We start from the raw sequence: 22,728 nt of genomic DNA, 5'->3' as shown, positions 1-22,728 counted from the left end.
TCTCCCTAATCTAAATCAGCGTGGCGAAGCTTTTCAACTTCTTCACTTGTTCTAAGCTTCTTCAAGCCATCAATTGCTGCGCGAACAACGTTGATTGGTGTGTTTGAGCCAAGTGACTTAGAAGTAACATCAGCAATACCAGCCATATCCATAACGATACGAACGGCACCACCGGCTGCAATACCTGAACCAGCTGGAGCTGGCTTGAATAAAATACTACCTGAACCATAGTGACCAATTACTTCGTGAGGAATGGTAGTACCAACCTTAGGAACATTGATCATGTTCTTTTTACCAGCTTCAACGGCCTTACGGATTGCTTCTGGAACTTCTTGAGCTTTACCAGTACCAAAGCCTACACGACCTTTTTTGTCGCCAACAACTACTAGGGCAGCAAATCTCATGCGTTGACCACCCTTGACAACCTTGGTGACACGATTAATTGCTACTAACTGATCTTCAATGTCGTCCTTATTTCTACGATTATTACGAGAATCGTTGCGGTTTGCCATGTATTATTCTCCTTCCCTAGAAATCTAATCCGTTTTCACGAGCGGCATCTGCCAAAGCTGAAATACGGCCGTGGTATAAGTAACCACTTCTATCAAACACAATGTTTGAAATGTTCTTAGCTTTAGCTGCTTCGGCAATAGCTTTACCAACAGCTTGAGCTTGTTCTACCTTAGTTGAACCTTTAACAGATTCATCCAAAGTTGAGGCACTTGCTAGCGTGACACCCTCTACATCATCAATTAATTGAGCGTAGATGTTCTTGTTTGAACGGAAAACACTTAAGCGTGGGCGCTCAGCAGTACCAGAGATCTTGCTACGAATACGTTTATGACGCTTTAAGCGCAATTTGTTTTTGTCTGGTTTTGAAATCACAATTTCACCTCAAAATTTATTTATTATTTACCTGTCTTACCTTCCTTACGACGTACATATTCGTCAACATAACGAATACCTTTACCCTTGTAAGGTTCTGGTGGACGTACATCGCGAATTTCAGCAGCAAATTGTCCAACATTTTGCTTAGAAATTCCTTCTACTTCAATATCAGTATTTGAAGTAGCATTTACGGAAACACCTTCAGGTGCAGTCATTTCAACTGGGTGTGAGTAGCCAACATTTAAAGTTAACTTGTTGCCTTGTGTAGTAGCACGGTAACCAACACCGATTAACTTCAAGGTCTTCTTGTAGCCGTTAACTACACCTTCAACCATTGATGCTAAATTAGCTCTTTCAGTACCATGAAGTGCTTTATCATTTTCACTTGAACGTGAGAAATTGATTTTGCCATCTTCTTGCTTAAAAGTAATTTTAGGATCGAAGTATCTAGTTAATTCACCCTTTGGGCCCTTAACAGTAATATTGTCACCTTCCTTGGTAACAGTGACACTGTCTGGGACTTCAATTGTTTTTAAACCTATACGGCTCATTGATTGTTCTCCTTTCTGTCAGAATTACCAAACGTAGGCAATAACTTCGCCGCCAACGCCTTTTTGTCTAGCTTCTTTATTGGTAATTACACCAGCAGAAGTAGAAACGATGGCAATACCTAAACCATTAAGAACTTTAGGTAAGTTTTCAGCACTAACGTAATTTCTAAGACCTGGCTTAGAAATCCGTTTTAAGCCTGAAATGACACGTTCTCCGTTTGGACCGTATTTCAAGAAAACCTTGATAACACCTTGCTTATTGTCATCAGTAACTTCGTAATCACGGATGAAACCTTCGCGTTTCAAAATTTCTGAAATAGATTTTTTAATATTTGATGCAGGAATTTCAACTGAACTATGCTTTGCCATGTTGGCATTTCTAATTCTAGTCAAGTAATCTGCGATCGGATCTGTCATGACCATTTATGCTATCCTCCTAACCGTATTACCAACTAGCCTTTTTAAGACCTGGGATTTGACCTTTGTGAGCTAAATCCTTCAGGCAAATACGGCATAAGCCAAATTTACGGTAAACTGAGTGTGGACGACCACATCTCTCACAACGTGTATATTCACGTGAAGAAAACTTAGCAGGACGATGATTTCTAATTTTTTGTGATGTTTTAGCCATTAATGTCCTCCATTATTTTGCAAACGGCATACCAAATTGACCTAAAAGCTCACGAGCCTCTTCGTCAGTATTGGCAGTAGTAACGATAACAACATCTAAACCTCTAGTACGGTTAACTTTATCAAAGTCGATTTCTGGGAAAATCAATTGTTCCTTGATACCTAAAGTGTAGTTACCACGACCATCGAATGACCGACTTGAAACACCGCGGAAGTCACGAACACGTGGAAGTGAAACGTTGATTAACTTGTACAAGAAATCGTACATTCTAGTACCTCTAAGTGTAACCTTAGCACCAATTGACATACCTTCACGTAAACGGAAGTTAGCAATTGACTTCTTTGCCTTAGTAACTAAAGGCTTTTGACCAGAAATTAAAGTTAATTCTTCAACTGCTTCGTCTAAGTTCTTAGCGTTGGAAACTGCGTCACCAACACCCATGTTCAAAACAATTTTTTCAATCTTTGGTACTTGCATAACAGAATCATATTCAAATTTTTCTTGTAATGCAGGAACAATCTTTTCTTTATATTCTTGAGCTAAATAACTTGCCATTTGTGTCCTCCCTTCTACTTCTTAGTTTCTTTTTTGCTTTCACCTTTAGCAATAACTTTAACGTTTGATGCATGAATTGAACCTTCTGATTCAACTACACCACCGTTTGCATTGCTTTGTGAAGGCTTTTCGTGCTTCTTAATCGTATTAACGCCCTTAACAACCACACGGTTCTTCTTAACGTTAACAGAAAGAACTACACCTTCTTTGCCTTTATCTTTTCCGGCAATAACTTTTACTTTGTCACCAGTTTTAACAAACATCAGTGCACCTCACTTAATTATAAGACTTCAGGAGCAAGAGAGACGATCTTCATAAAGTCGTGCTCACGTAACTCACGTGCAACGGGCCCAAAGATACGAGTACCGCGTGGGCTCTTATCTGCATTAATAACTACGCCAGCATTTTCATCAAACTTAATGTATGATCCATCTTCACGGCGTGCGCCTGATTTTGTTCTGACAATGACAGCTTTAACAACGTCACCTTTTTTGACAACGCCACCTGGTGTTGCTTGTTTAACAGTTGCTACCACGATATCACCAATGTTACCGGTCTTACGTTTTGATCCACCTAAGACTCTAATAACTAAAAGTTCTCTGGCACCAGAGTTATCAGCAACTCTCAAACGGGATTCATTTTGAATCACTGTATAGTCCTCCCCTCACTAAATCCGCAAAATTAAACAGATTTCTTAACAATTTCTACTAAACGAAAGCGCTTTGTACGAGATAATGGACGAGTTTCCATGATACGAACAGTATCGCCAACTTTAGCTTCATTATTTTCGTCTTGTGCATAGTATTTCTTAGAATATCTAATACGCTTCTTGTAAACAGGGTGGTTCTTGTAAGTATCAACTACAACAGTGATAGTCTTGTCATTCTTATCAGAAACTACACGACCTTGATATACGTGACGATGATTTCTTTCGATTGATTCGCTCAAGTTAATAACTCCCTTCCACTAATCTTTCTTCAATGCTTCTTCACTAAGAATTGTTTTAATTCTAGCGATATTCTTGCGGACTTTACTCAGGCGAGCGGTATTTTCTAATTGACCCGTTGCTTGTTGGAAACGCAAGTTGAAAAGTTCTTCTTTATATTGCTTTTCCTTTTCTAACATTTGATCAGTGGTTAGTGTTCTGATATCCTTAGCCTTCATTAGAATTGCCACCTACTTCCGAACTTTTAGTCACAAACTTACATTTGATTGGTAACTTAGTTGAAGCAAGACGTAAAGCTTCACGAGCAGTTGCTTCGTCAACGCCACCGATTTCAAACATAATCTTTTCTCTTTTTACTACAGCTACCCAACCGGCTGGTGCACCTTTACCAGAACCCATACGTACACCTACACCTTTAGCAGTGTATGACTTTTGTGGGAAAATTCTGATCCAAACTTTACCGCCACGTTTCATGTAACGAGTCATCGCAACACGAGCAGCTTCGATTTGTTGATTAGTAATCCAGTGAGATTCGAGGGCTTGTAGACCATATTCACCAAAGGCAATAGTTCTACCACCTTTAGCAGCACCACGCATCTTACCACGGAATTCACGACGGTGTTTTACTCGTTTTGGTACTAAAGGCATTATTTGTTTCCTCCCTTCACTGCTTTTGCGGGTTTCTTGTTCTTAGTTGGCAAGACTTCACCGCGGTTGATCCAGACTTGAACACCAATTTCACCATAAGTGGTGTAGGCATTTACCCAAGCGTAATCAATATCAGCTCTTAAAGTTTGTAATGGTACACGACCTTCTGTATGCCATTCTCTTCTTGCCATGTCGGCACCGTTTAAACGACCAGAAGTTTGTACTCTGATACCTTTAGCACCAGCACGCATAGTTCTTTGAGTAGCTTGACGAATTGCACGTCTAAAAGCAATACGAGCTTCAAGTTGACTAGCAATGCTATCAGCAACTAATTTAGCATCAAGATCTGGTTTCTTAATTTCAACAATGTTAACATGTACTTGTTTCTTAGTTAAAGCATTTAAGTCTCTTCTTAAAGCTTCAACTTCAGAACCACCTTTACCAATTACCATACCTGGTTTTGAAGTATTGATGGAAACGTTGATTCTGTTAGCTGCACGTTCAATTTCAACAGTAGAAACAGAGGCATCCTTCAACTTCTTAGAAATGAATTTTCTGATGCGCAGGTCTTCATTTAAGGTTTCTTTGTATCCTCTGTCAGCATACCATTTAGATTCCCAGTCGCGAATAACGCCAAGACGGAAACCATTTGGGTTAATCTTTTGACCCATTAATATACCTCCCTTAATCGTTCTTTTCTGAAACTACTACAACTACATGACTTGTTCTCTTGTTAATTGGAGAAGCCATACCCTTAGCACGTGGCCGGAATCTCTTCAAAGTTGCACCTTCGTTTACATATGCTTCTGATACGTAAAGATTTGCACTTTCAAGATCATAGTTGTGTTCTGCGTTAGCAATTGCTGAACGTAAAACTTTTTCAACGATTGGGGAAGCAGCTCTAGGCGTAAATTCTAAGATTGCTAATGCTTCAGCAACGTCTTTGCCGCGAATTAAGTCAACGACTAAACGAGCTTTTCTTGCAGCAATACGAACAGTTCTTGCTTCAGCTCTAGCTGAACTAATTTGTTCTGCCATTTAAGTGTTTCTCCCTTCTTTATTTTGTAGCCTTATCGTCAGATGTCTTGTGTCCGCGGAAAGTTCTCGTTGGAACGAATTCACCTAACTTGTGACCAACCATGTCTTCAGTAACATAAACTGGAACATGTTTTCTACCATCGTAAACAGCTATAGTCAAACCAACAAAGGAAGGGAAAATAGTTGAACGACGTGACCAAGTTTTAATAACTTGTTTCTTTTCTGCGTTTTCTTGAGCTTCAACCTTCTTCAACAATGATGCGTCTGCAAAAGGTCCTTTTTTAATACTACGGCTCATTAATTAACCCTCCTTCTATTATTTGCTACCCTTACGGTGACGAATGATTAACTTCTCGCTAGCTCTCTTACTATTTCTAGTCTTAACGCCGCGACTCTTCTTACCCCAAGGAGTCATAGGTTGTGGACGACCAACTGGAGCCTTACCTTCACCACCACCATGTGGGTGATCGTTAGGGTTCATTACGGAACCACGTGATTGTGGACGTCTGCCTAACCAACGGCTACGACCAGCTTTACCTAATTGGATCAATGAATGTTGTTCATTACCAACAACGCCGATAGTAGCACGACAAACTGACAAAATCTTACGAACTTCGCCACTTTGTAATCTGATTAATGCATAGTTACCGTCAAAACCTAAAACTTGAGCACTTGTACCAGCACTTCTTACAAGTTGTCCACCCTTACCAGGTTTCATTTCAATGTTGTGAATTGAAGTACCAGTAGGAATGTTCTTTAATGGTAATGCGTTACCTGGCTTGATGTCTGCATCTGCACCAGATTCAACGATATCACCAACTTTTAAGCCCTTAGGTGCAAGAATGTAAGTCTTGATACCGTCAGTGTAGTGAAGAAGTGCAATGTTAGCAGTTCTGTTTGGATCGTATTCGATAGATTTAACAACTGCTTTTGCATTATCTTTATTACGCTTAAAATCGATAACACGGTACTTTTGCTTGTGACCACCACCACGGTGTCTACTAGTAATATGACCATATGAGTTACGGCCTGCTGTATGTGATTGTGATTCAAGCAAGGTACGTTCTGGCTTGCTCGTCGTAATCTCAGCAAAGTCGGAAGAAGTCATATTACGGCGACCATTTGTGGTTGGCTTATAAACTTTAATAGCCAATTGACTGACCTCCTATTACTTATTCTCTTCTTTGTTTTCGTCTTTGAAAATCTTGATGTCGTTTGAATCGTCAGTTAAAGTAACAATTGCTTTACGGGTGCGAGCTGTTTTACCAGCATAGCGACCAACGCGCTTGTCCTTACCACGAACATTCATGATGTTAACTTTCTTAACCTTAACATCGAAGATTTCTTCAACAGCGTTACGAACTTGAGTCTTGGTTGCAGTTAAAAGCACGTTGAAAGTGTACTTCTTATCATCCATTAAGTTCGTTGACTTTTCAGTAATGACAGGTCTTAAAATGATATCGTGTGCACTCATTTCTTTGAAGCCCCCTCAACATTCTTTTCAATCTTCTCTACAGCATCCTTAGTTAAGATCAACTTGCCATAGTTAACAACGTCTTCAACATTTACGCCGTTAACAGGAACAACCTTAACATTAGTCAAGTTTCTTGCTGAAAGTTGTACGTTCTTGTCGTCTGAAACAACTAAAACTTTACCTTCAACGTTCAAGTCACTTAACATTGACTTAAATTCTTTAGTCTTAGGAGCTGACATTGTCAACTGGTCTAAAACGATTAAATCTTGATCAATCAATTTTTGGGAAAGAACTGACTTAATAGCCAAACGACGTTGCTTTCTTGGCATTGAATATGCGTATGAACGTGGAGTTGGTCCAAAGACAACACCACCGCCGCGCCATTGTGGAGATCTGATGGAACCTTGACGAGCACGTCCAGTACCCTTTTGCTTCCATGGTTTCTTACCACCGCCGCGAACAGCAGATCTATTCTTAACTTTTGAGGTACCTTGACGTTTGCCAGCTCTTTGTCTGATGATTGCGTCAAATACGACGCTTTCGTTTGGTTCAATACCAAAAACTGCATCATTTAAAGTAACTTCACCAGCATCTTTACCTTTTTGATCGATAACCTTTAAATTAGCCATTCTAGTCCTCCTTCCTATTTATTAATCTTAACAGCAGATTTAACAGTAATTAATGAGTTCTTAGCACCTGGAACGTTACCCTTGATAAGCAATACGTTCTTGTCAGCTACAACTTTTTCAATTACTAAGTTTTCAATGGTAACTTTCTTCATACCCATGTGACCTGGCAAACGCTTGCCCTTTGGTACACGGTTAATGATGGAACCCATTGAACCAGGAACTCTGTGGTATCTTGAACCGTGAGTTTCAGGTCCACGTGATTGGCCCCAACGCTTAATGTTACCTTGGTATCCATGACCTCTTGTAATTCCAGTAACGTCTACAACGTCGCCTTCCTTAAATGTGTCCACAGTAACTTCTGAGCCGACTTCGTAGTCCTTAAGCTCAACTCCGCGGATTTCACGAATGAAGCGCTTAGGCGAAGTCTTTGCTTTTGCAGCATGACCTTTTTCTGGTTTGTTGCTCAAAACTTCACGCTTATCTTGGTAACCTAATTGAACTGCTTCGTAACCGTCTGATTCAACAGTCTTAACTTGCATAACAACGTTAGGAGTTGCTTCAACAACAGTTACGGGAACAAGGATACCATCTTTAGTGAAGACTTGAGTCATACCGACTTTTCTTCCTAAGATTCCTTTGGTCATGATTACACCTCTTTCTTTTTAAAAATTATAATTTGATTTCGATGTCAACGCCGCTTGGAAGATCAAGCTTCATTAAAGAATCAACAGTCTTAGGTGTTGGATTCAAAATGTCGATTAAACGCTTGTGCGTACGCATTTCGAATTGTTCACGTGAGTCCTTGTTCTTATGTGGTGAACGTAGAACAGTGAATAAAACCCTTTCTGTTGGTAGTGGAACAGGACCTGAAATTTCAGCACCAGTTCTCTTAGCAGTAGCTACAATCTTAGCAGCTGATTCATCGAGAATACCATGTTCGTATGACTTAAGTCTGATACGAATAGATTGACTTGCCATTGAATTACCTCCTTAACGTCTTCTTTTAAAAGATGACTAGCCTCCGCAAAAATTACCGGCCACACCTCTGTGGCAATGCAGCCTGGTGTGCCGCAACCTTTTGCATCAACGCTTTACAACAAATACATGCATTAAGACATAATACGTCCTAAACGCACAAACAATAGTATACCTGCTCCTTGTTGAAATATCAAGGATTTAGGGCACTTTTATTTTATTTTTTTGTTTTTTCTACCTATAATATTCATCTTTTTAATAATTATTTTCTTCAAAAAAAGAGTCATTGGCATTACCAATGACTCTTTAAAAGTCTTAAGTTTTATTTTTTAAAACTAACAAGAATTATTCAGCGTCGCCGCCGCGCTTCTTGATAATTTCTGCTTGAATTGACTTAGGAGTAGCTGCGTAGTGGTCAAATACCATTGTAAATGTACCACGACCTTGAGTTGATGAACGCAAAGTAGTTGCATAACCAAACATTTCAGCAAGTGGAACCATTGAGTTCAACACTTTAGCACCTGAACGGTCTTGCATGTTGTCCATTGTACCACGACGAGCAGTGATGGAACCCATTACGTCACCTAAGTATTCTTCTGGTGTAATTACTTGAACCTTCATAATTGGTTCAAGGATTACAGCACCAGCCTTAGGAGCAGCATTTCTCAATGCAAGTGAAGCAGCAACCTTGAAGGCAGCTTCAGATGAGTCGACTTCGTGGTAACTACCATCGTAAAGCTTAGCCTTAACGTCGATCAATGGGTAACCAGCGAGGATACCGTTCTTCATTGATTCTTGAAGTCCAGCATCTACTGAAGGGATAAATTCACGAGGAACAACACCACCGACAATGGCATCTTCGAATTCGTAGCCTTTACCTCTTTCGTTTGGTGTAAATTCAATCCAAACGTCACCGTATTGACCCTTACCACCTGATTGACGAACAAATTTACCTTGAGCTTGAGCAGGCTTAGTGAAGGTTTCACGGTAAGCAACTTGTGGTTCACCGATCTTAGCTTCAACGTGGAATTCACGCTTCATACGTTCAACCATGATTTGCAAGTGCAATTCACCCATTCCGGAAATCAAGGTTTGACCAGTTTCAGCATTAGTTTCAGCTCTGAAAGTTGGGTCTTCTTCAGTCAACTTTTGTAAAGCAACATCAAGCTTATCACGGTCAGCCTTTGATTCAGGTTCAATTGAAACTTGAATAACTGGATCTGGAACTTCCAAACTTTCCAAAATTAATGGGTGGTCTGGATCAGTTAATGAGTCACCAGTAGTGGTGTTCTTCAAACCAATGGCACCAGCGATATCACCTGAGAATACTTCTGAAATTTCAGTTCTTGAGTTAGCGTGCATTTGCAATAAACGACCAACACGTTCACGACTGTTCTTTGAAGCATTCAAAACGTATGAACCTGATTCAAGAGAACCAGTGTAAACACGAATGTAAGTCAAACGACCAACAAATGGATCAGTAGCGATCTTGAAGGCTAAAGCTGAGAATGGCTTGTCGTCTCCAGCTACTAATTCTTTTTCTTCACCAGTCTTAGGATCATGAGCGATGTATGGCTTAACATCAACTGGTGATGGTAAGTAGTCAACAACACCGTCAAGCATCATTTGAACACCCTTGTTCTTGAAAGCTGAACCAGCAAATACTGGGAACAATTCCAAGTTCAAAGTTGCTTTACGAATAGCAGCCTTTAATTCATCAATGGAAATTTCTTCACCATTAAGGTATTTTTCCATGATGTCATCGTCAACATCAGCAACTTGTTCGATTAAAGCACTACGACGCTTTTCAGCTTCTGCCTTGTATTCGTCAGGAACTGGAATAGTTTCCCATTTTGAACCAAGTTTGTCTTCATCATAAACATCAGCAACCATGTTGATTAAGTCAATAACACCTTCAAAAGTCTCGGCAGAACCAATTGGCATTTGAACAGGTAAAGCATTGGCATTTAAGCGTTCGTGTAAAGAAGTAACAGACTTATCAAAATCTGCACCAATCTTGTCCATCTTGTTAACAAAAACAATTCGAGGAACACCGTAAGTCTCAGCTTGACGCCATACATTTTCAGTTTGTGGTTCAACACCAGCTTGAGCATCAAGAACAGTTACCGCACCGTCAAGAACACGAAGTGAACGTTCAACTTCGATAGTGAAGTCAACGTGTCCTGGGGTATCAATGATGTTAATTCTGTAGTCTTGCCATTGCGCAGTCGTAGCGGCTGAGGTAATGGTAATACCACGTTCCTTTTCTTCTTCCATCCAGTCCATTTGGCTGTCACCCTCATGGGTTTCACCAATTTTGTGGATTTTACCAGTGTAGTAAAGGATACGTTCAGTAGTGGTAGTCTTACCCGCATCAATGTGGGCCATGATACCAATGTTACGTGTCTTTTCTAATGGAAATTCACGCTTATTAGCCATAAATTCTTATCTCCTTAAAAATATACCAATTAAATTAGAAGCGGTAGTGTGCGAATGCACGGTTAGCTTCAGCCATACGGTGAACGTCTTCACGCTTCTTAACTGCAGAACCGGTGTTGTTTGAAGCGTCAATGATTTCGTTAGCTAAACGTTCATCCATAGTGTGTTCATTACGTAAACGAGCGTATGAAACAAGCCATCTTAAGCCCAAAGTAGTTCTTCTTTCTGGACGAACTTCAACTGGGATTTGGTAGTTTGAACCACCGATACGGCGAGCTCTAACTTCCAAAACTGGCATAATGTTGTTCATAGCTTCTTCAAAAACTTCAAGTGGCTCCTTGCCAGTCTTGTCTTTAACGATGTTGAAAGCATCATAAAGGATAGAAGATGCCTTAGCTCTCTTACCATCAAGCATCAAGTGGTTGATTAACTTAGTAACAAGCTTTGAGTTGTAAACTGGATCTGCTAAAACGTCTCTTTTAGTTACATGTCCTTTTCTAGGCATTATTTAACTCCTCCTTAATCTTTCTTAGCACCGTACTTAGAACGGCTTTGTTTTCTGCCATCAACACCAGCAGTATCAAGGGCACCACGGATAATATGGTAACGTACACCAGGAAGGTCCTTTACACGACCACCACGGATTAAAACAACCGAGTGCTCTTGCAAGTTGTGGCCTTCACCTGGGATGTAGGCAGTAACTTCGATTAAGTTAGAAAGACGAACACGAGCGTACTTACGCAAAGCTGAGTTTGGCTTCTTTGGTGTCATAGTACCAACACGAGTTGCAACACCACGCATTTGTGGAGCTGGGTTGAATACTAATTCTTTCTTCATACTGTTGTAGCCGTAGCTTAAAGCTGGTGACTTTGATTTAGTCGTCTTTGAGTGACGGCCTTTTCTTACCAATTGGTTAATAGTTGGCATTAACTTTTTCCTCCTAAAAAAACTGTTTATTCTGTTCACACATCCAGGAGTTTCTTTTTTAGATCCTGAACTATCATCAAAACATACAAAGACTATTGTACTCGCTTTTGCAGATAAATCAATCTTTATTTATTTAAAAAGTAGGATTTATCTTTTTCTGCGTACCTATTAATGAGGTAACAAAATGAACTGGATTTACACATTAACTAATTTTTTAATCGGGACTTGTCTTGCTTCCCACGCCGCTGTTGTTTATGAGCATTGGGAGACTTTCGACTTTTTCATAACCCGCTCGCGCTGCAACACCTGTCAAACTGAACTTAGCTTACTTGATGAATTACCCATAATTTCTTATCTTTGGCTGCGCGGCAAATGTCGCCACTGCAATAGTCAAATTCCGGTTAAATTACCAATTATTGAAATTTGTGGCGGCCTTGCCTTTATGCAAATTGACTTTAGCCAGCTTCAAGACTTGGCAACTGCCATTCTGATCTTTAGCATCTTACTGGCAGCAATCAGTGATTACGAACAGCAAGAATTTCACTTAGCAATGCTTTTCCCAGCGCTATGCCTAGCTCTATTTAAAAGTAATAACCTACTTCATTTTCAGCTTTTAGATTACGTTGAATTATTACCGATTTTGCTGCTATTAATTTTCTATGTTTGGCAAAACAAGCTAGGCAGCGGCGATTTACTTATTTATCTCATCCTAGCTCTCTACTTCAGTCCCCAGACGGCAAATTTTATTTTCCTAATAGGTGCATCTCTATTGATTGTTCATTTTTGTCTAAAACAGCAAAAGGGACAAAAGCAAACTACCATTGCCTTTGTCCCCTATCTTTTTCTGGGATTAACCATTCAACTTTTCTTTAAATAAAAATAGCGTTCCTACTCACGTAGAAACGCTATTTATTTTGAACTATTTTTGTGGTTCCTTAGCCTTGTCAGCTTCCTTCATCTTTTTCTCAATATCAGCAATTGAGTAAACAGATTGTGGTCGCTTAACGTCAGCTTCAGGTTCCATGTTACGGTAAACAGGAAGACCAGTACCAGCTGGAATAATCTTACCGATGATAACATTTTCTTTCAAACCAAGCAGTGGATCATTCTTGCCTCTGATTGATGCATCAGTCAGAACACGAGTTGTTTCCTGGAACGAAGCGGCAGACAAGAAACTGTTAGTTTCAAGGGCAGCCTTGGTAATTCCCAAGATAACACTTTGTGCAGTAGCTGGAATACCACCAGAAATAATGACTGACTTGTTTTGTTCCTTGAAGTCGCCAATATCCATTACGGCACCTGGCAATAAGTCAGTTTCACCTGGATCAAGAATCCGAACCTTTTGCAGCATTTGACGAGTTAAGACTTCGACGTGCTTGTCAGAAATGTCAACCCCCTGCATTCTGTAGGCTTTTTGAACTTCAACTAAGATGTATTCTTCAGTTGTCAAAGTATCAGTTACTTGAATTAATTCCTTAGGATCAACAGAACCTAAAGTCAACTTGTCACCACGGTTAACGAAGTCACCTTCAGCAACTGCAACAGAAGCAGTATAAGGAACACTGTAGCTTCTAGTATCAATCTTACCCTTAACAGTAATCTCACGAGTATGTTCAGCTGGGTTTTCTTGAATTGAATCAATTGTCCCATCAACTTCAGAAATGATTGCCCGACCTTTAGGGTTACGAGCTTCAAACAATTCTTGCACACGAGGAAGACCTTGAGTAATATCTTCGGCACCGGCAACCCCACCGTTGTGGAAAGTACGAAGAGTCAACTGAGTACCAGGTTCACCGATTGATTGTGCGGCAACAGTACCAACTGCTTCACCGACTTCAACTTCTTCACCAGTAGCCAAGTTCATACCGTAACACTTGCGACAAACACCGTGAGGTGTATCACAGATTAAGATTGAACGAATCTTGACGTCAGTAACACCAGCATCACAAATCTTATGAGCTAAGTCTTCATCCATCATTTCGTTTGGACCAGCAAGTACTTCACCAGTCTCTGGGTTCTTAACAGTTTCAGCAGTGAAACGACCAAGCAAACGATCGTATAATGGCTCGATTAATTCGTCACCTTCCATGATGGCGTGAACATGGATACCACGGTCGGTACCACAATCATCTTCACGGATGATAACATCCTGAGCAACATCAACTAACCGCCGTGTCAAGTAACCAGACTGAGCAGTCTTCAAGGCCGTATCAGTCATTCCCTTACGGGCACCGTGAGTGGACATGAACAATTCCAAAACTGACAAACCTTCCTTGAAGTTTGAAGTAACTGGAATTTCGAACAACCCACCGTTAGGGGTGGCCATCAAACCACGCATTCCGGCTAACTGAGTAAAGTTAGAAATGTTACCACGGGCACCGGAATCGGCCATGATTGTAATTGGGTTACGTGGATCATAGATCTGCGCAATTTCGTTTTGAACTTGATCCTTACATTCGTTCCAAATGCTGATAACACGATCGTGCCGCTCTTGCTCAGTAATCAAGCCGCGTCTAAATTGCTTAGAAACAACATCAACTTGCTTGTGGGCCTTAGCTACCTTTTCGTCCTTATCATTAATTTCTGGAACATCGGTCATCCCAATTGTAATACCAGAAGTAGTTGAACTGATGTAGCCTAACTTCTTCAAATCATCAAGGTATTCTGATGTTCTTTGAACCTTGTAATACTTGTAGATAGTCGCAATTGAATCAGATAAGAATGACTTCTTAAATGGTGTTGCAACTAAGTCATCGCCAACATTATCAATCTTTTCATGAATATCTTCACCAGGCTCTAAGAAGTACTTAGTATCTAGTGGATTATTCGAGTTTTCTTCAGTTGGCTCATTGATGTAGAAGTAATCTTCTGGTGCAATTTGATTGAAAATTACCCGACCATAGGTAGTAACAAAAATACCATGTTCGTAACCCTTAGGCCATGCCTTCTTTGGCATTGAATCAGCTGACATACCAATAATTGTGTGGTAGTGAATATCACCATTATTGTATGCGATTGTAGCTTCTTCAGGTGAATTGAAGATCATGCCTTCACCTTCACGGCCACGTTCAGCTTGAGTTAACCAGTAGTTACCCAAAACGACATCCTGTGATGGTGTAACGATTGGCTTACCATCCTTAGGAGCCAAAATATGATGCGCAGCAAGCATCAACAGCCGTGATTCAGCAACAGCTTCATCTGATAGTGGAACGTGGATAGCCATCTGGTCCCCATCGAAGTCGGCATTGTAAGCTTCACAAGCTAATGGGTGCAGCCGAATTGACTTACCAGGAACTAGAACTGGTTCAAAGGCTTGAATACTCAAACGGTGCAAAGTAGGGGCACGGTTTAACAGAACCGTTCTTTCCTTAATTACATCTTCAAGTACATCCCAGACATCATCGTCTTCACGATCAATCTTACGCTTAGCACTCTTGATATTAGAAGCAATCTTACGTTTAACCAATTCGTGCATTACAAATGGTTTGAATAATTCCAATGCCATTGGGCGCGGAACACCACATTGATATAATTTCAATTTTGGTGAAACGTCGATAACTGAACGACCTGAGTAATCAACACGCTTACCAAGCAAGTTTTGACGGAAACGTCCTTGCTTACCCTTAAGCATGTGTGACAGTGACTTCAATGGTCGGTTACCTGGTCCAACAACTGGACGGCCACGACGACCGTTATCAATCAAAGCATCAACGGCTTCTTGCAGCATCCGCTTTTCGTTTTGAACGATAATGTTTGGTGCGTTTAAGTCAAGCAGTCTCTTCAAACGGTTATTCCGGTTAATTACCCGGCGGTAAAGGTCATTCAAGTCAGAAGTGGCAAAACGACCACCTTCTAGTTGAACCATTGGCCGCAAGTCCGGTGGGATAACGGGAACAGCATCAATAACCATCCATTCAGGCTTATTACCTGAATCCTTGAAGGCATCTAAGATATCTAACCGTCTAATTGCCCGTGTCCGTTTTTGACCAGTTGCAGTTTCCAATTCTTTCTTTAAATCGGCAACTTCCTTGGCTAGGTCAACTTTCCGTAACAAATCACGGATTGCTTCGGCACCCATCTTGGCAGTAAAGCGATTACCGTATTTAGCTTTTTGCTCACGGTATTCAGCTTCGGTCATTAATTGTTTAAATTCAAGGTCAGTATCACCAGGATCGATTACGATGTAAGCCGCAAAATAAATTACTTCTTCCAGTAATCTTGGTGACATATCAAGAATTAATCCCATCCGAGATGGAATACCCTTGAAGTACCAGATATGAGTAACTGGAGCAGCCAACTCAATGTGACCCATCCGTTCTCTTCTGACTTTGGCAGAGGTAACTTCAACCCCACAGCGATCACAAACGATTCCGCGATAGCGAACGCCCTTGTATTTACCACATGCACAGGCCCAGTCTTTAGTTGGCCCGAAAATCCTTTCATCAAACAGACCGTCTTTTTCTGGCTTTAAAGTACGGTAGTTAATTGTTTCTGGCTTCTTAACTTCACCGTATGACCAGCTGCGGATCTTGTTAGGTGATGCAAGACCAATTTGCATGCTTTCAAACTTATTTACATCGATCAAAAGTTTAACCCCCTACTTATTTAGAAATCTTGTTATCGTCGTCAGATTCATCAACGGCAGTTTCGGTCTTCTTTGGTTCCGCAACTGATTCGTCTTGATCATCAGATTTGGCAGTTTCTTCGGCTAACTTCTTCTTTTGTTGTTCTTCAGCCATCTTCGACAAAGTATCAATATTCAAACGTTCATTTGAATCATCGTCCATGTCGCGTAATTCAATTTCATTATGATCCATGTCAAGTACGCGAATATCCAATCCTAATGATTGTAATTCTTTAACAAGAACACGGAATGATTCTGGAACACCTGGCTTAGGAATTCTTTCGCCCTTAACAATTGCTTCGTATGCCTTTACACGACCAACAACATCATCTGACTTATAAGTCAAAATTTCTTGCAGAGTATATGCGGCACCGTAAGCTTCAAGAGCCCAAACTTCCATTTCACCAAAACGCTGTCCACCAAATTGTGCTTTACCACCAAGAGGTTGTTGTGTAACAAGTGAGTAAGGCCCAATTGAACGAGCGTGGATCTTATCGTCAACCATGTGGGTCAACTTCAGATAGTGCATGATACCAACGGAAACCCGGTTATGGAACGGCTCACCTGTACGGCCATCGTAAAGAACAGTCTTACCGTCTTTATCGATACCGGCTTGGTGAACTGTGTCCCAAACGTCATCTTCACTAGCACCATCAAATACTGGTGTGGCAACATGGATACCCAAGCTATTTGCAGCCCAGCCCAAGTGCAATTCCAAAAGCTGTCCAATGTTCATACGTGAAGGAACACCCATTGGGTTCAAACAAATATCAACTGGAGTACCATCTGGCAAGTATGGCATATCTTCTTCTGGAACAACTGCGGCAACCGTACCCTTGTTACCATGACGACCAGACATCTTGTCCCCGACTTGAATCTTACGTTTTTGAGCGATGTAAACTCGAACTAAGGTATTAACACCTGGTGATAATTCATCGCCCTTTTCACGCGTATAAACCTTAACATCGCGAACAATTCCGCCGCCGCCGTGTGGTACACGCAAGGAAGTATCACGAACTTCACGTGCCTTTTCACCAAAGATAGCGTGCAGCAATCTTTCTTCAGCTGACAATTCTGTCACACCCTTAGGTGTAACTTTACCAACTAAAATGTCACCATCATGAACTTCAGCACCGATGCGAACAATTCCTTCTGCATCAAGATCCTTTAACGCATCCTCACCAACATTTGGCAATTCACGTGTAATTTCTTCTGGGCCCAATTTTGTGTCACGAGCTTCGGATTCGTAATCTTCAATACTGATTGAAGTGTAAACGTCATCCTTAACAAGCCGTTCTGACAACATAATCGAGTCTTCATAGTTGTACATGTTCCAAGTCATGAAGGCGATAACTGGGTTTTGACCCAAGGCCAATTCACCGTGACTCATTGTTGGACCGTTAGCAATTACTTCGCCTTCAGCAACTTCATCACCCAACTTAACATTTGGTGTTTGGTTGTATGACTTCGAGTTGTTTGACCGACGGTACTTTTCAAGAACATATTCATCTAAAGTACTGTCAGCACGTCTAATGCGGATAGTGTTGGCATCAACGTATTCAACTTTACCTGCAGCCTTAGCAATTAAAGCAGCACCAGAATCGTGAGCAGCACGGTATTCCATACCAGTTCCAACAAGAGAACTGTGTGGATTAATTAATGGTGCAGCCTGACGTTGCTGGTTAGCCCCCATCAAAGCACGGTTAGAGTCATCGTTTTCCAAAAATGGGATACATGCAGAAGCTACAGACACAACTTGCTTAGGAATAACGTCCATATAGTCAATCTTGTCTGGACTAACTTCGACGTTATCTTCCTTTGAACGAGCCAAGATCAATTCATCCTTAAATGAACCATCTGGATTAAGCGGTGTGTTAGCTCCGGCAATAATATAGTTATCCTCAACATCAGCTGTTAAGTAGTCAATCTTGTCAGTAACCTTGTGGGTCTTCCAAGAAACGCGACGGTATGGTGTTTCAATAAAACCATACTTGTTAATTACAGCGTATGTTGCCAAAGAGTTAATCAAACCAATGTTTGGACCTTCTGGTGTTTCGATTGGACATAGACGACCATATTGCGTATAGTGCACGTCACGAACTTCGTATCCAGCACGGTCACGAGTCAAACCACCAGGCCCTAAGGCAGACATCCGACGCTTATGCGTTAATTCACCCAGCGGGTTATGTTGGTCCATGAACTGTGACAGTTGTGAGGAACCAAAGAATTCCTTGATGCTGGCAACGATTGGACGAATGTTGATTAATTGTTGTGGGGTAACAGTTGATGGGTCTTGAATTGACATTCTTTCCCGAACAACACGTTCCATTCTTGCTAAACCAATTCTAAATTGATTTTGCAATAATTCACCAACTCGACGAATACGACGATTACCCAAGTGGTCAATATCGTCAACATTGCCGATTTCATCTTGCAATAATAAGAAGTAGTTGATTGAAGCCAAAACATCAGCAGGAGTCAAGTACTTAACGCTCTTGTCAATGTGACCATTGGACATCATCTTAACAACGCGTTCTGGATTTACTTTTGAGTAAACCTTGATTTCTTGAACACTGATTGGGTCTGGCAGAACCCCTTCCTTAGATGGTTCATAAGTAACCATCTTAAAGTCATCGCGGTCAAGGTACTTCTCTAGAGTATCCATTACTTCATGAGTAACAACAGTACCCTTCTTAGCGATAATTTCACCAGTGTCAGGATCAGCCAAAGTTTCAGCCAAAGTTTGACCGTATAAACGGTTCTTCAGTGACAACTTCTTGTTGACCTTGTAACGACCAACTGGTGCCAAGTCGTAACGACGTGGATCAAAGAACCGAGCATAAAGCAAGGACCGTGAAGAATCAGTCGTCTTCGGCTCACCTGGACGTAATCTTTCGTAAACATCCTTCAATGCTTCGGCAACTCTTGAGTCTGCAGGGTTCTTATGAACATCCTTGTCCAAAGTAAATTGTAAAGTATCACTTTGACCAAACATGTCTAAAATGTCGCTGTCAGAGCCAATACCCATTGCTCTAATTAATACAGTCAATGGCAATTTACGAGTCCGGTCAATCCGAACATATGAAACATTCTTCGCATCAGTTTCATATTCAAGCCAAGCCCCACGGTTAGGAATAACAGTCGTACCAAAAATTTGGCGGCCGTTCTTATCATAGTCACCTGAGTAATAAACACTTGGTGATCTAACTAACTGTGAAACAATAACTCTTTCAGCACCATTGATAATGAATGAACCAGATTCAGTCATTAATGGCAAATCGCCAAAGAAAACATCTTGAGTCTTAATTTCACCGGTTTTTTGGTTAGTTAACTTCAAAGTAACGTGCATTGGTGCGGAATAAGTCGCATCATGATCACGGGCTTCATCAACGGTATACTTCGGCTTTTGCAGTTTATAGCCCATGTATTCCAAAGAAAGCTTACCCGAGAAGTCACTAATTGGCATAATGTCGTCAAAGACTTCTTTAATACCTTCATCCAAAAACCACTTATATGATTCGGTTTGAACATCAGTCAAGTTAGGTAGTTTCAGTACTTCTTTAATCCGTGAAAAACTACGTCTTGTTCGGTGTTTACCATAGTTCACTACGTGTCCATTTAACAAGGAGAAAACATCCTTTCTGTCAGAGAAAGCAAATATTACATTTCGTTTACAAATTCAAAAGGCCGGAATTTTAAGCATAAAAAAGACAAAAACAACATTGTCGTTTTTGTCTTTTATTATTCTGCTGGACAATATATCAGCAAAATTCTGAACTTCAGCCTTTTTAATCAAGCTTCAATATACCAAAATTTATTAATATTGTCAATTAATTTAATTAGCCCCAACCAATTCTGAATCAGCTGCCTTGACAACTTCAAATTTTAGTTTGTCATGACTGCTGCCGATCTTAAGTAGGTCGCCAGACTGCAGCTCATCTTTAATCAGCATCGAAGCAATTTCATCTTCAATATCAGTTTGAATTGCCCGTTTTAACGGTCGTGCACCCATTTCTGGATTATAACCGTCCTTAGCAATCTTATCCATTGCCGCACGCGACAACTTAAGCTGGATGCCCTTCTTAGCCAGGCGATCAATCAACTTGCGCGTTAGCAGAGTAACAATTTGCCGTAATTGCGTCGCATTCAATTCATCAAAGATAATCGTTTCATCAATCCGGTTCAAAAATTCTGGGCGGAAGAATTGCTTAAGTGCTTGCTTAACCCGTTCACGCCGCATCTTAATTTGATTAGAACTATCAGCACTAAAGCCAACTGCCTGCGTCTCAAATAGTGAGCGTGAACCCAAGTTAGACGTCATAATGATAATTGTATTTCTAAAGTCAACTTTGCGACCCTTTGAATCCGTTAAAAAGCCGTCATCAAGAACCTGCAATAGCAAATTGAACACATCAGGATGTGCCTTTTCCACTTCATCAAGCAAGACAACTGAATATGGGTGACGTCTAACCTTTTCAGATAATTGTCCACCTTCATCATAGCCAACATAACCAGGAGCTGAACCAATCAGCTTGCTGCTGGCAACCTGATCCATGTATTCAGACATATCAATTCTGATTAAATTGTTTTCTGAGCCAAACATCGCAGCTGCAATTGCCTTGGCCAGTTCCGTCTTCCCAACACCAGTTGGACCTAGGAATAAGAATGAACCAATTGGACGTTTTTCATCCTTAATGCCGCTGCGGCTGCGGCGAACTGCCCGACTAACTGCCGACACGGCCTTCTCTTGACCAATAATCCGCTTATGTAAGTCACTTTCAAGATTTGCCAATTGCTTTGATTCATCACGGTTCATCTGCGTAACTGGGACACCAGTCCAATTAGACACAACCTTAGCAATATCTTCCGGTCTAACAACGGCTTTACTATCAACGCGTTCTTCCAGCCGATTAGCCAATTTATCCCGCTTTAACTGCAGACTATTTTGCCGTTCCTGCAGTTTAGCCGCTTCAACAAAGTTTTGGTTGACGGCTGCCTGATTCTTTTGATCAATTACTTGTTTAATTTGGTCATTGACCTGCATTAATTGGTTGTCAGGCGACTTATTCGTCTTAATCTTGACAGCAGCACCAGCCTCATCAATCAAGTCGATGGCCTTGTCTGGTAAGTAACGGTTAGAAATATAGCGACTAGATAGGTCGACTGCGTCTTCTAACGCTGCCTTAGTAAATTTAACGTGGTGGAATTTTTCATATTTAGCTTGCAATCCTGTCAAAATTGCCAGAGATTCCGCTCTTGATGGTTCATTGAGGCGAACCTGCTGGAAGCGGCGGGCTAAAGCCTGATCCTTTTCCACATACTTTTGGTATTCATCAAAGGTGGTTGCCCCAATCATTTGAATATCGCCGCGAGCAAGTGATGGTTTCAAAATATTAGCCGCATCAATTGAACCTTCGGCACCACCAGCGCCGATTAATGTATGCATTTCATCAACAAAAAGAATAATTTTACCGTCTTTGGTAATTTCTTTAATAATCTTTTTCATCCGGTCTTCAAACTCGCCGCGGTACTTGGTACCAGCCACTAGACCGCCTAAATCAAGCGAAATTACCCGCTTATTCAGTAAATCATGTGGTGCCTTCTTAGTCACAATTGCGGTTGCAATTGCTTCAGCCACCGCAGTTTTACCGACACCTGGTTCACCAATCAAAACCGGATTATTCTTAGTCCGCCGCGACAAAATTTCAATTACCCGGGCAATCTCCTGATCGCGACCAATTACGGGATCAATCTGACCATTTTCTGCCCGCTCATTTAAGTTAACCGACACTTGATCTAAGGTCGGCGTCGTACTTTTAGGTTTATTCGTATTTAAATCGGTTGGCGGCGCACCAATCCAATCACTGTCGGTTTCTGGATTATCTTCTTGGCCAAGGCTGCGCTGAGCATCATCTTGCAATCCCTGAATATTAATATTCAAATTACGCAAAATTGTAGCTGCCAAAACTTGCTCACTAGAAATTAACCCCAGCAAAATATGACTGGTTTTAACCTCAGTTGAGCCGCCACGCTCTGCTAGTGTCTCCGCATATGCGAGTGCCATACTCAGGCGTGGCGACATCTCCATATAACTGGTTTTAGCGGCAGAACCGTAACCGGTATAACGTTCAATTTCTTCACGAATGGCAGTAGGTGTAGCACCCCAAGCCCGCAAATCCTTGCCGGCTTCGCCATCTGATTCAATCACCATCGCCAAAAGTACATGCTCAGTACCAATTAGGCGATGATGGAAATTCTGTGCTTGTTCACGTGCAATTTCTAATACTTGATTTGCACTTTTACTGTAAGAGTTCTTCATCATAGCACCACCTTAAAATGACATGAATATTGCCAATCCCTTTATAGCCAATTGTAAGACCATTTACTGCAAATGGTTACTTTC

The 22,728-nt window shown here is 41.0% G+C and carries 26 protein-coding genes; 1 reads left to right on the top strand and 25 read right to left on the bottom strand.

The window, feature by feature from the left end; genetic code table 11:
* Positions 1-5 precede the first annotated feature (5 nt).
* From rpsE to rpsL, 22 genes are all read right to left on the bottom strand, one after another.
* Complete coding sequence (gene rpsE / locus PT278_RS04475) at positions 6-512, bottom strand: 30S ribosomal protein S5 (protein WP_277130588.1); 507 nt, start codon at positions 510-512, stop codon at positions 6-8.
* Between the two features lie 16 nt (positions 513-528).
* Positions 529-885, bottom strand: coding sequence for a 50S ribosomal protein L18 (rplR, locus tag PT278_RS04470; RefSeq protein ID WP_277130587.1), 357 nt, complete (start codon positions 883-885; stop codon positions 529-531).
* 23 nt (positions 886-908) lie between these two features.
* Entirely contained in the window at positions 909-1,439 is a 531-nt protein-coding gene (rplF, locus tag PT278_RS04465) for a 50S ribosomal protein L6 (protein WP_277130586.1), read from the bottom strand.
* A gap of 24 nt (positions 1,440-1,463) precedes the next feature.
* Positions 1,464-1,862, bottom strand: a complete 399-nt coding sequence (rpsH, locus tag PT278_RS04460; protein WP_277130585.1) for a 30S ribosomal protein S8 — start codon at positions 1,860-1,862, stop codon at positions 1,464-1,466.
* 22 nt (positions 1,863-1,884) lie between these two features.
* The gene (locus PT278_RS04455) at positions 1,885-2,070 is read right to left on the bottom strand and encodes a type Z 30S ribosomal protein S14 (protein ID WP_046307561.1); all 186 of its coding nucleotides are present in this window, start codon (positions 2,068-2,070) and stop codon (positions 1,885-1,887) included.
* 12 nt (positions 2,071-2,082) lie between these two features.
* Complete coding sequence (gene rplE / locus PT278_RS04450) at positions 2,083-2,625, bottom strand: 50S ribosomal protein L5 (RefSeq protein ID WP_277130584.1); 543 nt, start codon at positions 2,623-2,625, stop codon at positions 2,083-2,085.
* 14 nt (positions 2,626-2,639) lie between these two features.
* Positions 2,640-2,888, bottom strand: a complete 249-nt coding sequence (gene rplX, locus PT278_RS04445) for a 50S ribosomal protein L24 (RefSeq protein WP_277130583.1) — start codon at positions 2,886-2,888, stop codon at positions 2,640-2,642.
* 17 nt (positions 2,889-2,905) lie between these two features.
* On the bottom strand, positions 2,906-3,274 hold the full coding sequence (gene rplN / locus PT278_RS04440; protein WP_277130582.1) for a 50S ribosomal protein L14: 369 nt from the start codon (positions 3,272-3,274) through the stop codon (positions 2,906-2,908).
* Positions 3,275-3,306: 32 nt separating this feature from the next.
* The gene (gene rpsQ, locus PT278_RS04435) at positions 3,307-3,573 is read right to left on the bottom strand and encodes a 30S ribosomal protein S17 (protein ID WP_277130581.1); all 267 of its coding nucleotides are present in this window, start codon (positions 3,571-3,573) and stop codon (positions 3,307-3,309) included.
* Between the two features lie 18 nt (positions 3,574-3,591).
* The gene (gene rpmC / locus PT278_RS04430) at positions 3,592-3,789 is read right to left on the bottom strand and encodes a 50S ribosomal protein L29 (protein ID WP_277130580.1); all 198 of its coding nucleotides are present in this window, start codon (positions 3,787-3,789) and stop codon (positions 3,592-3,594) included.
* Positions 3,779-4,219 (bottom strand): 50S ribosomal protein L16, encoded by a 441-nt coding sequence (gene rplP / locus PT278_RS04425; RefSeq protein ID WP_277130579.1) that lies wholly within the window; start codon positions 4,217-4,219, stop codon positions 3,779-3,781. Before rplP ends, rpmC begins: the two co-directional genes overlap by 11 nt.
* Positions 4,219-4,890 carry a 30S ribosomal protein S3 gene (rpsC, locus tag PT278_RS04420; RefSeq protein WP_277130578.1) on the bottom strand — a complete coding sequence of 224 codons (672 nt, stop codon included), beginning with the start codon at positions 4,888-4,890 and terminating at the stop codon, positions 4,219-4,221. The genes rplP and rpsC overlap by 1 nt, the downstream gene beginning before the upstream one ends.
* Before the next feature lie 13 nt (positions 4,891-4,903).
* Positions 4,904-5,257, bottom strand: coding sequence for a 50S ribosomal protein L22 (gene rplV, locus PT278_RS04415; protein WP_277130577.1), 354 nt, complete (start codon positions 5,255-5,257; stop codon positions 4,904-4,906).
* Positions 5,258-5,276: 19 nt separating this feature from the next.
* Positions 5,277-5,555 (bottom strand): 30S ribosomal protein S19, encoded by a 279-nt coding sequence (gene rpsS / locus PT278_RS04410; protein WP_277130576.1) that lies wholly within the window; start codon positions 5,553-5,555, stop codon positions 5,277-5,279.
* An 18-nt stretch (positions 5,556-5,573) separates the two neighbouring features.
* Positions 5,574-6,410, bottom strand: a complete 837-nt coding sequence (gene rplB, locus PT278_RS04405; RefSeq protein WP_277130574.1) for a 50S ribosomal protein L2 — start codon at positions 6,408-6,410, stop codon at positions 5,574-5,576.
* A 15-nt stretch (positions 6,411-6,425) separates the two neighbouring features.
* Positions 6,426-6,731 carry a 50S ribosomal protein L23 gene (rplW, locus tag PT278_RS04400; RefSeq protein ID WP_277130572.1) on the bottom strand — a complete coding sequence of 102 codons (306 nt, stop codon included), beginning with the start codon at positions 6,729-6,731 and terminating at the stop codon, positions 6,426-6,428.
* Entirely contained in the window at positions 6,728-7,360 is a 633-nt protein-coding gene (gene rplD / locus PT278_RS04395; RefSeq protein WP_277130571.1) for a 50S ribosomal protein L4, read from the bottom strand. The genes rplW and rplD overlap by 4 nt, the downstream gene beginning before the upstream one ends.
* 14 nt (positions 7,361-7,374) lie before the next feature.
* Positions 7,375-8,004, bottom strand: coding sequence for a 50S ribosomal protein L3 (gene rplC, locus PT278_RS04390; RefSeq protein ID WP_277130570.1), 630 nt, complete (start codon positions 8,002-8,004; stop codon positions 7,375-7,377).
* A 25-nt stretch (positions 8,005-8,029) separates the two neighbouring features.
* Positions 8,030-8,338 (bottom strand): 30S ribosomal protein S10, encoded by a 309-nt coding sequence (gene rpsJ / locus PT278_RS04385; RefSeq protein WP_046327486.1) that lies wholly within the window; start codon positions 8,336-8,338, stop codon positions 8,030-8,032.
* Positions 8,339-8,680: 342 nt separating this feature from the next.
* Complete coding sequence (gene fusA / locus PT278_RS04380) at positions 8,681-10,774, bottom strand: elongation factor G (protein WP_277130569.1); 2,094 nt, start codon at positions 10,772-10,774, stop codon at positions 8,681-8,683.
* A gap of 34 nt (positions 10,775-10,808) precedes the next feature.
* Positions 10,809-11,279, bottom strand: a complete 471-nt coding sequence (rpsG, locus tag PT278_RS04375; RefSeq protein ID WP_277130567.1) for a 30S ribosomal protein S7 — start codon at positions 11,277-11,279, stop codon at positions 10,809-10,811.
* Positions 11,280-11,293: 14 nt separating this feature from the next.
* Positions 11,294-11,701 carry a 30S ribosomal protein S12 gene (rpsL, locus tag PT278_RS04370; protein WP_277130565.1) on the bottom strand — a complete coding sequence of 136 codons (408 nt, stop codon included), beginning with the start codon at positions 11,699-11,701 and terminating at the stop codon, positions 11,294-11,296.
* Between the two features lie 184 nt (positions 11,702-11,885).
* Between rpsL and PT278_RS04365 the strand changes: the two genes are divergently transcribed.
* Positions 11,886-12,578 carry an A24 family peptidase gene (locus tag PT278_RS04365; protein ID WP_277130563.1) on the top strand — a complete coding sequence of 231 codons (693 nt, stop codon included), beginning with the start codon at positions 11,886-11,888 and terminating at the stop codon, positions 12,576-12,578.
* A 42-nt stretch (positions 12,579-12,620) separates the two neighbouring features.
* Here PT278_RS04365 and rpoC read toward each other — a convergent pair whose 3' ends face one another.
* The 3 genes from rpoC to PT278_RS04350 all read right to left on the bottom strand — a co-directional run bounded on the left by rpoC (position 12,621) and on the right by PT278_RS04350 (position 22,644).
* Positions 12,621-16,286 (bottom strand): DNA-directed RNA polymerase subunit beta', encoded by a 3,666-nt coding sequence (gene rpoC / locus PT278_RS04360; RefSeq protein WP_277130562.1) that lies wholly within the window; start codon positions 16,284-16,286, stop codon positions 12,621-12,623.
* Positions 16,287-16,302: 16 nt separating this feature from the next.
* Positions 16,303-19,950 carry a DNA-directed RNA polymerase subunit beta gene (rpoB, locus tag PT278_RS04355; RefSeq protein ID WP_277130561.1) on the bottom strand — a complete coding sequence of 1,216 codons (3,648 nt, stop codon included), beginning with the start codon at positions 19,948-19,950 and terminating at the stop codon, positions 16,303-16,305.
* 210 nt (positions 19,951-20,160) lie between these two features.
* Positions 20,161-22,644: an ATP-dependent Clp protease ATP-binding subunit gene (locus PT278_RS04350; protein WP_277130704.1), complete on the bottom strand. Its 2,484-nt coding sequence runs from the start codon at positions 22,642-22,644 to the stop codon at positions 20,161-20,163.
* Between the last annotated feature and the right edge of the window lie 84 nt (positions 22,645-22,728).

This window comes from Lactobacillus sp. ESL0703 (assembly GCF_029433435.1).
In the GTDB taxonomy this organism is placed as follows: Bacteria; Bacillota; Bacilli; order Lactobacillales; family Lactobacillaceae; genus Lactobacillus.
The sequence above is the reverse complement of the archived record's forward strand: the minus strand, read 5'-3'. Positions and strand labels throughout refer to the sequence as shown.